The 8,461-nt window shown below is 66.7% G+C and carries 9 protein-coding genes and 1 pseudogene; 9 read left to right on the top strand and 1 reads right to left on the bottom strand.

The features are described 5' to 3' along the window. Positions 1-228, bottom strand: a pseudogene (locus tag V7Q81_RS12765) (hypothetical protein); the annotation flags it as partial. On the opposite strand from V7Q81_RS12765, the gene V7Q81_RS12760 reads away from it, so the two are divergent. The 9 genes from V7Q81_RS12760 to V7Q81_RS12720 form a co-directional block, all read left to right on the top strand. Next, positions 227-1,219, top strand: coding sequence for an aminoglycoside phosphotransferase family protein (locus V7Q81_RS12760; protein ID WP_333843859.1), 993 nt, complete (start codon positions 227-229; stop codon positions 1,217-1,219). The pseudogene V7Q81_RS12765 and the gene V7Q81_RS12760 overlap by 2 nt on opposite strands. Continuing rightward, complete coding sequence (gene murU / locus V7Q81_RS12755; protein WP_333843858.1) at positions 1,216-1,902, top strand: N-acetylmuramate alpha-1-phosphate uridylyltransferase MurU; 687 nt, start codon at positions 1,216-1,218, stop codon at positions 1,900-1,902. The genes V7Q81_RS12760 and murU overlap by 4 nt, the downstream gene beginning before the upstream one ends. Next, a complete protein-coding gene (locus V7Q81_RS12750) occupies positions 1,902-2,336 on the top strand; it encodes a hypothetical protein (protein WP_333843856.1) in 435 nt (144 codons plus the stop codon). The genes murU and V7Q81_RS12750 overlap by 1 nt, the downstream gene beginning before the upstream one ends. Before the next feature lie 38 nt (positions 2,337-2,374). After that, on the top strand, positions 2,375-3,688 hold the full coding sequence (locus V7Q81_RS12745) for an aminopeptidase P N-terminal domain-containing protein (RefSeq protein WP_333843855.1): 1,314 nt from the start codon (positions 2,375-2,377) through the stop codon (positions 3,686-3,688). A gap of 12 nt (positions 3,689-3,700) precedes the next feature. Then, positions 3,701-4,894, top strand: coding sequence for an FAD-dependent monooxygenase (locus tag V7Q81_RS12740; RefSeq protein WP_333843854.1), 1,194 nt, complete (start codon positions 3,701-3,703; stop codon positions 4,892-4,894). 162 nt (positions 4,895-5,056) lie between these two features. Beyond that, positions 5,057-5,293 carry a helix-turn-helix domain-containing protein gene (locus tag V7Q81_RS12735; RefSeq protein ID WP_333843853.1) on the top strand — a complete coding sequence of 79 codons (237 nt, stop codon included), beginning with the start codon at positions 5,057-5,059 and terminating at the stop codon, positions 5,291-5,293. Between the two features lie 59 nt (positions 5,294-5,352). Further along, complete coding sequence (gene purH, locus V7Q81_RS12730; RefSeq protein ID WP_333843852.1) at positions 5,353-6,915, top strand: bifunctional phosphoribosylaminoimidazolecarboxamide formyltransferase/IMP cyclohydrolase; 1,563 nt, start codon at positions 5,353-5,355, stop codon at positions 6,913-6,915. A 48-nt stretch (positions 6,916-6,963) separates the two neighbouring features. Further along, on the top strand, positions 6,964-8,256 hold the full coding sequence (gene purD, locus V7Q81_RS12725) for a phosphoribosylamine--glycine ligase (protein ID WP_333843851.1): 1,293 nt from the start codon (positions 6,964-6,966) through the stop codon (positions 8,254-8,256). A gap of 55 nt (positions 8,257-8,311) precedes the next feature. After that, positions 8,312-8,461: coproporphyrinogen III oxidase (locus V7Q81_RS12720; protein ID WP_333843862.1), on the top strand; the 150-nt coding region annotated here is incomplete at its 3' end.

Here is an 8,461-nt window from a genome sequence, read left to right as displayed (position 1 = left end):
TGGAGACGGCGCGCCTGGCGGCGGGGCTTCGGCAGGTGCAAGCAGGGCCGGGTCCACAGCAAGCTTCGGCAGGCCGATCGGTTGGGAGTGGACGGTGGGAACGAACAGGCAGGCGACCGCAACCGCCATCGGCCGCATAAGCATCTGCATTATTGGGATTTTGTCGGCAGGCAAGATGCTAAAATCGCACAAACCCATCGGATTCGCAATCGCCCTCCACCCTTCCATGGAGCGACTCGAACGACTGAGGGCCTGGCTCGCGCAAGTCTTGGCCGGGCGCCGTTTCCACCTCGAGCCGGCCTCCAGCGACGCCAGCTTCCGCCGGTATTTCCGTGTCCGCTCGGACGGAGAGAGCTGGATCGCTATGGACGCGCCTCCGGACAAGGAGCCCTGCGAGTCTTTCGTTCGCGTGGCGCAGCTGCTGGGCCAGGCGGGCGTGCACGCCCCCGCCATCCTTGCCCAGGACCTCGCCCAGGGCTTTCTGCTGCTCAGCGATCTGGGCAGCCAAACCTACCTGGACGTGCTCAACGACCACAACGCCGACGCCTTGTTCCGGGATGCGGTGGAGACCTTGCTCAAGTGGCAGCGGGCCACCCGCCCGGGGGTGCTCCCCCCCTACGACGAAGCCTTGCTTCGGCGGGAGATGGAGCTCTTTCCCGAGTGGTACGTGGGACGGCACTTGGGGCTGGCTCTGCAGCCGCGCCAGCAGGAGGCGTTGGAGACCATCTTCCGCCTGCTCATCGCCAGTGCGCTCGCCCAGCCTCGGGTCTACGTGCACCGGGACTACATGCCTCGCAACCTCATGGTGAGCGATCCCAACCCGGGTGTGCTGGACTTCCAGGACGCGGTGGAAGGACCCATCACCTACGATGTGGTGTCCCTGTTTCGCGATGCCTTCGTGAGCTGGCCCGAGGAGCGGGTGCTCGACTGGACCATTCGCTATTGGGAGAAGGCGCGCTCCATGGGGCTTCCCGTCGAGTCCGATTTCTCCGCTTTTTACCGTGCCTTCGAGTGGATGGGGCTACAGCGGCACCTCAAGGTACTCGGTATCTTTGCCCGCATCCGCTATCGGGACGGCAAGGCCCACTATCTCGCCGACACGCCCCGATTCGTAGCCTACGCCCGAGAAGTGGCCCAGCGGTATCGGGAGCTTGCGCCTCTCGCTCGGCTTCTGGACGACTTGGAAGGGCGCGCTCTCAGCATGGGGTATACCTTTTGAAGGCCATGATCCTGGCGGCGGGACGGGGAGAGCGCATGCGGCCCCTGACCGACCGGCGACCGAAAGCCCTGCTGGAGGTGGGGGGGCGGGCGCTCATCGAGTGGCATCTCGTGCGCTTGGCCGCCTGCGGCGTACGGGAGGTGGTGATCAACCACGCCCACTTGGGTGCCCAGATCGAAGAACGGCTGGGTGTCGGTGCTCGCTACGGGGTGCGCATTGCCTACTCCCGGGAGACGGAGGCCTTGGAAACCGCGGGCGGGGTCGCCCTGGCCTTACCCTTGCTGGGGGAGGCGCCTTTCCTACTGGTGAACGCGGATGTCTATACCGATTTCGACTTCGCCCGGCTGATGGACGTGGAGCGGGTTTTGTCCTCCCAATGGGAGGCGTGCCTGGTGCTGGTGGGCAACCCGCCCCATCGCCCGCAAGGCGATTTCGCCCTGGTGCAGGGACGGGTGCTCGTCGAGGGAGAGCCCCGGTTCACCTATAGCGGCATCGGGCTTTACCGGCCCCGGTTCTTCGCCGATATCGCCCCCGGCGTCAAAGTGCCCCTGGGCCCGCGTCTCAAGGCAGCCGCGGCGGCGGGGCGAGTGGGCGGCCTGCACCATGCCGGGCGCTGGGTGGACGTGGGTACCCCGCAGCGGCTCGCGCTTGCCCGGGCTCTTGCGACCGGAGCGCTCCATTAATGGGACCGGAAGAAGTATACGCGACGGTGACCCTGGACCGGGCCTGGCTCGCCGAGGCGCGTTCGGCGTGGCTTACCCTCATGGAGCTGGCGGTCTTCGGCGACGTGAGGTCTTCCCGCCTCGGGGTCACAACCCGACTGCGCAAGCGGGCACTGGAGGTAGGGGAGCGATTGCGCTCTCTGGGGGCGGACCGAGCCTGGATCCCGCACCCCCGGGAGCAGCTGAAAAACGCCTTAGCGAGCGCGCTGGCGCTGCGGGAGAGCCTAGCTCAACTGGAAGCGCAAGCCCGGGAAGTGGACGGCGGCGAGGAGGCGCAAGCCCTCGCCTCGGCGATTCGTCGGCTGGCGGGGTTGGTGGAGGCCCTACAGCCCCTGGAAAACCGCTGGGCCTTGACGCTGGAAGCATTGAACCGCGAGCCCGGGAACGAGGACTGAGTTTCTGGGGCTCATTCAATCTGCGAGAGGTTAAAGCGATGACAGAAATCTCCCTTTACCGGGAGCGCCGGGAGCGCCTCGCCCGCCGCCTGGGGCGGGGCGTCGCCGTCGTGCCCACGGCGCCGGAGCGGCTGCGCAACCGGGACACGGCCTACCCTTACCGCTACGACAGTTACTTCTACTACCTCACCGGTTTCACCGAGCCCGAGGCGGTGCTGGTGCTCGTTGCCGGGGACGCGCCCCGGTCCATCCTCTTCTGCCGGGAGAAAGACCCGGAGAAGGAGGTGTGGGACGGATTCCGCTACGGACCCGAAGGGGCCCGGGAAGCCTTCGGCTTCGAGGAGGCGCACGCGATTGGCGGGCTGGACGCGGCGATGGAGGAAATCCTGGCGGATCGGCCGGTCCTGTTCTACCCCCTCGGCCAGGACCCAGCGTGGGACGCTCGGGTGGTGAGCTGGGTGAACGCGGTGCGGGCGAAAGCGCGCAGCGGCGTCACCGCTCCCACCGAGCTCAAGGACGTGCGGGCCCTCCTGGACGAGATGCGGCTCGTCAAAGATGCCCACGAGCTCTCTCTCATGCGCCGGGCGGCCCGCATCTCGGCTGCCGCCCACCGGCGCGCCATGGGCTTCGTGCGCCCGGGGCTCAGCGAATACCAGGTGGAAGCGGAGCTCTTGCACGAATTTCGCCGCCAGGGCGCCCAGGCACCGGCCTATCCTCCTATCGTAGCAGGCGGGGCCAACGCTTGCGTGCTGCATTACGTATCCAACCGCGCCACCTTGAGGGATGGGGAGCTCTTATTGATCGATGCCGGCTGCGAGTTCGACGGCTATGCCTCTGACATCACCCGGACGTTTCCGGTGAACGGGCGTTTCAGCAGCGCGCAGCGGGACGTGTACCAGCTGGTACTGGCGGCCCAAGCGGCCGCCATCGCCGCGGTCCAACCGGGCAACCGCTGGGATGCACCCCACCGAGCGGCCCTGGAGGTGCTGGCCCAGGGGCTGATTGACTTGAGGCTCTTGACCGGTTCCCGCGACGAAGTGTTGGAGAAGGAAGCCTACCGGCGTTTCTACATGCACCGCACCGGCCACTGGCTGGGACTCGACGTGCACGACGCCGGCAGCTACAAGCAGGACGGCGAATGGCGGCTGCTTGTGCCGGGCATGACCTTGACCGTGGAGCCGGGCTGTTACATCCGTCCGGCCGAGGACGTGCCCCAGGCCTTCTGGAATATCGGTGTGCGCATCGAGGACGACGTGGTGGTGACGGCCGAAGGCTGCGAGGTGCTCACCCAGGACGCACCCAAGAGCGTCGCCGAGATCGAGGCGCTGATGGCACGCCCGGCGGCGGCCTAAGGGTCTCGGCCCGTGAACACGCCTTTTCTTTCTTCTTCCGCCACGCCCTCGGTGGACGTGGCGGTGCTGGGCGCGGGCCCGGTGGGCGCCGCCCTAGCCCTCGCCCTGGTGCGACACGGCCTTTACACCGCGGTGCTCGACACTCGAGGCCCGGAGGAAGCGCAGCAGGATCCCCGGGTTCTCGCCCTGTCCCACGGCAGCCGGCTGCTCCTGGAGCGGGTGGAGGTCTGGCCCCTCTTGCGGGAGGTGGCTCCCATTCGGGTAGTGCATGTCTCGGAGCAGGGGACCTGGCCCCGGGTGGCGCTGACGAGCGCCGAGGCCGGGGTGCCCGTCCTGGGCTACACCGTGGAATACGGGCGACTCATGGCGGCCTTTGTCGAACGCCTGCGGGACGCTCACGCCCTCTTCTACCTGCCCGCTGTCGGCGAGCCCTGGATCAGGGCGAGTCGCGAGGGCGTGACAGTGGGTTTGCGCCACCGAGACGGGGCGGGAGCGCTCCAGGCGCGTCTGCTGGCGGTGGCGGACGGGGGCGCCACCGCCAATCGGTTAGGCTTCGAGATGGCGAGTCGGGACTACCATCAGTGTGCCCTCACGGCCCGGGTGCGGGCGGACGTCGCCCCTTCGGGGGTGGCCTACGAGCGCTTCACCCCGGAAGGCCCGGTGGCGCTGCTGCCCTGCACGAACGATTACGCGCTGATCTGGACTGTCGGACCCGAACGGGCGGCGGCGCTGGCTGCGCTCGCGCCGGAGGCTTTCTGCGCCGCACTGCAGGAGCGTTTCGGCCACCGCTTGGGATGCTTCCGGGCGGTGGGGCACCGCGCGGTCTTTCCCCTTGTCCAGCGCCGGGCGCGAGACGTCGTGGGTGCACGCACCGTTTTGTTGGGCAATGCCGCCCACACCTTGCATCCCGTGGCGGGCCAGGGCCTCAACCTGGGGTTGCGCGACGCGTGGGAGCTTGCCGAGCACCTGGCGCAAGCGCCCCGGGACAGCATCGGCGATCCTGCCCATCTCGAACGCTATCGGCGGAAGCGTTCGCTGGACGTGGAGCTAGGTGTAGCCTTTACCGACACCCTGGTACGCTTATTTTCCAACGCCAACCCACTGTTGCGCTGGGGCCGCACCGCCGCACTGGCGGGGCTTGGTCTCCTGCCGCCGGCGCGGCGCTTTCTCGCGCGGCGCATGATCTTCGGCGCACGCGCGTTGTAGCTTCCTCTGCGGCAGCGACTCTTGCACGGAACTTTTCCTCGTCTTGCGATCCGGCTACAATCTTTACCTTCCCCTGGCGAGTCGCGTTTGGCTTCACGCAGCCGCGAGTCGACGAACGAGTGCGCCGTGACAGGCGCCAATCCTGGGGAAGGGAGCTCGCCCATGATCAACGAAAACGAGATCGATCGCATTGTGCGCCGTGCGATCGAGAGATATTTCAAGGACCTGGACGGGGAAAAGCCCTGCGGTATCTATGACATGGTCATTCGTTGCGTGGAAAAACCCCTCATCGAGACGGTGCTGCGCCACTCCCAGGGCAACCAGACACGGGCCGCCGAGTTCCTGGGATTGAACCGCAACACCTTGCGCAAGAAGATAAAGGCCTACCGCCTCAAGTAGCGGCGCCGGCTGCTTTTTCTGTGCGCCCGCCGCCCACCGTTCCTGAGCCAAGGCATGCCATGACCATCATCAAGCAGGCGTTGATCAGTGTTTCCGACAAGACGGGCCTCACGGAACTGGCGCGGGGCCTTGCCCGCTTCCAGGTACGCATTCTCTCCACCGGCGGCACTGCCAGGCTCCTCGTGCAGGCAGGCCTCCCGGTCACTGCCGTGGAGGAGTACACGGGTTTTCCCGAAATGCTGGATGGACGGGTGAAAACCCTGCACCCGAAGATTCACGCCGGCATTCTGGCGCGGCGGGACGTGGGGGAGCACATGAAAGCGCTGGCGGAGGCGGGAATCGCCCCCATCGACCTGGTGGTGGTCAACCTCTATCCCTTTTCCGGCGCCGTGACACGCCCCGGCTGCACCCTGGAGGAGGCAATCGAGAACATTGACATCGGCGGCCCATCCATGGTGCGCGGGGCGGCGAAAAACTTTCATCACGTGGCGGTGGTGACCGACCCGGCCGATTACCCGGCCATCCTGGCGGAGATGGAATCGAGCGGGGGGGCCCTCAGCCTGGAGACCCGCTACCGGCTCGCCCGCAAGGCTTTTTCTCACACTGCCGCCTATGACGCTGCCATCAGCAACTATCTGACGGCGACCCACTTGGACGGTACCCGGGACGACTTTCCCGGCCAGCTCAATCTGTGCGTCGAGAAAGTACAGGACCTGCGCTACGGGGAAAACCCCCACCAGCGGGCGGCGTTCTACCGGGAGCTGCGGGTGCCGGAAGGCGCCCTGGCAGGCTACCGCCAGGTGCAGGGTAAGGAGCTCTCTTACAACAACATCGCCGATTCCGACGCCGCATGGGAGTGCGTGAAGACTTTCGACGAACCCGCCTGTGTAATCATCAAGCACGCCAACCCCTGCGGGGTAGCGGTAGCCGCCACCCCGACCGAAGCCTACGCCCGAGCTTTCGCCACCGATCCCACTTCCGCCTTCGGCGGCATCATTGCCTTCAACCGGACGATCGACCGGGCCACGGCGGAGGCCGTGAGCCAGCAATTCGTGGAGGTGGTCATCGCCCCGGCGGCCGAACCCGATGCGCTAGAGGTGTTGCGCGCCAAGAGCGGCGTTCGGGTGCTCCTGGTGCCGCCCGGCGGCGGGCACGACGCGCTGGATGTCAAGCGAGTAGGGGGCGGGCTGCTTGTGCAGTCGCCGGATGTCCTCAACGTCACTGCGGCCCAGCTCAAGACGGTGACCCGCCGGCAGCCCACCGAACAGCAATTGAAGGATTTGCTGTTCGCCTGGCGGGTGGCCAAGTTCGTCAAGTCCAACGCCATCGTGTTCGCCGGCAACGGGCGCACTTTGGGGATAGGTGCGGGTCAGATGAGCCGGGTGGACAGCGCCCGTATCGCCGCCATCAAGGCCCAGAATGCGGGGCTTTCCCTGGTCGGCTCGGTGGTGGCCTCGGACGCCTTTTTCCCTTTCCGCGACGGTGTGGACGTGGTGGCTGATGCTGGGGCGAGCGCCATCATCCAGCCGGGCGGCAGCCTGCGGGACGAGGAAGTGATCGCAGCCGCCGATGAACGGGGTCTCGCCATGGTGTTTACCGGCGTGCGACATTTCCGTCATTGAACTTTTCTTCCTCCTTCTCTTCGGAGCTTCCGGGATCGGGATTGCACGATGAAGATATTGGTGGTCGGCGCTGGTGCGCGGGAGCATGCCCTGGCATGGAAGCTCGCTTGCTCTCCCCGTCATCCCAAGGTGTTCGTGGCGCCGGGCAATGCGGGCACGGCCCTGGAAGAAGGGGTCGAGAACGTGGCCTTGACCCGCATTCCCGAGCTGGTGGATTTTGTCCGGCGAGAGGAGATTGCCCTCACCGTGGTGGGGCCTGAGGCGCCCCTCGCCGAAGGGATCGTGGACGCCTTCCGGGCCGAGGGACTCAAGATCTTCGGTCCCACTCGCCGCGCCGCCCAGCTGGAAAGTTCCAAGGAATTCGCCAAGGGCTTCATGGCCCGCCACGGTATTCCCACCGCCGCCTACCAAGCCTTCACCGATGCGGACGCTGCCCACGCCTACATCGCACGCCACGGTGCACCCTTGGTGGTGAAGGCGGACGGGCTGGCGGCGGGCAAGGGTGTCGTGGTGGCCTTGAACGACCAGGAGGCCCATGCCGCGGTGGACGCCTGGCTGCGGGATCATCGGCTGGGTGAAGCCGGTCACCGGGTGATCATCGAAGATTTCCTGGAAGGTGAGGAGGCGAGCTTCATCGTCATAGCCGACGGCAAGCACGTGCTGCCCCTGGCCGCCAGCCAGGATCACAAGCGCCTCTTGGACGGGGATCGGGGGCCGAATACCGGCGGCATGGGCGCTTACTCCCCGGCGCCGGTAGTGAGCCCTCAGATCCATGCCCGCATCATGCGGGAGGTGATCCAGCCAGCAGTCCAGGGCATGGCGGCCGAGGGCGAGCCCTACGTGGGATTTCTCTACGCCGGCCTCATGATCGGTCAGGGCGGCCAGGTCAAAGTACTGGAGTTCAATTGCCGGCTGGGAGATCCGGAAGCGCAGCCGCTGCTGCTTCGGCTCAAGACCGACCTCGTGACCTTGCTGGAGCATGGGGTTCAAGGCACCCTGGACCAGGCGGAGGCCGAGTGGGATCGTCGCGCCGCCCTGGGGGTGGTCCTGGCTGCGCCGGGCTATCCCGAAAATCCCCGCAAGGGGGACCCCATCACCGGCATTCCCGCGCCGGGGCCCGATTTCCACGTGTTCCATGCCGGCACGGCGATGAAAGACGGCGCTTTGGTGACCGCCGGCGGGCGGGTGCTTACGGTGACCGCCCTGGGAGACAACATCGTGCTCGCCCAGCGTCGAGCGTACCAGATCGCGGAGCAGATTCATTTTCCCGGCGTGCACATGCGCCGGGACATCGGCCACCGGGCGATCCGCTCCCGCACCGTGGGGGCGAAGCGCCTCTGAGGCGTGCGCCGCCTTTTTGCCCGATCCCAATGGGCGAGCCCAGCGGATTTGTCCCATGGAGCTCGATGCCGTCAAAGGGTTTTTGACTTCCCTCCAGGACGAGATCGTCTCCGCTTTGGAGGCGGTGGACGGGGAGTGCTTCCGGCGCGACCGGTGGCAGCGTCCCGAAGGCGGCGGGGGTGACACCCGGGTGATGGAGGAAGGG

Source organism: Pelomicrobium sp., from assembly GCF_036803785.1.
Taxonomy (GTDB): Bacteria; Pseudomonadota; Gammaproteobacteria; order Burkholderiales; family UBA6910; genus Pelomicrobium.
The sequence above is the reverse complement of the archived record's forward strand: the minus strand, read 5'-3'. Positions and strand labels throughout refer to the sequence as shown.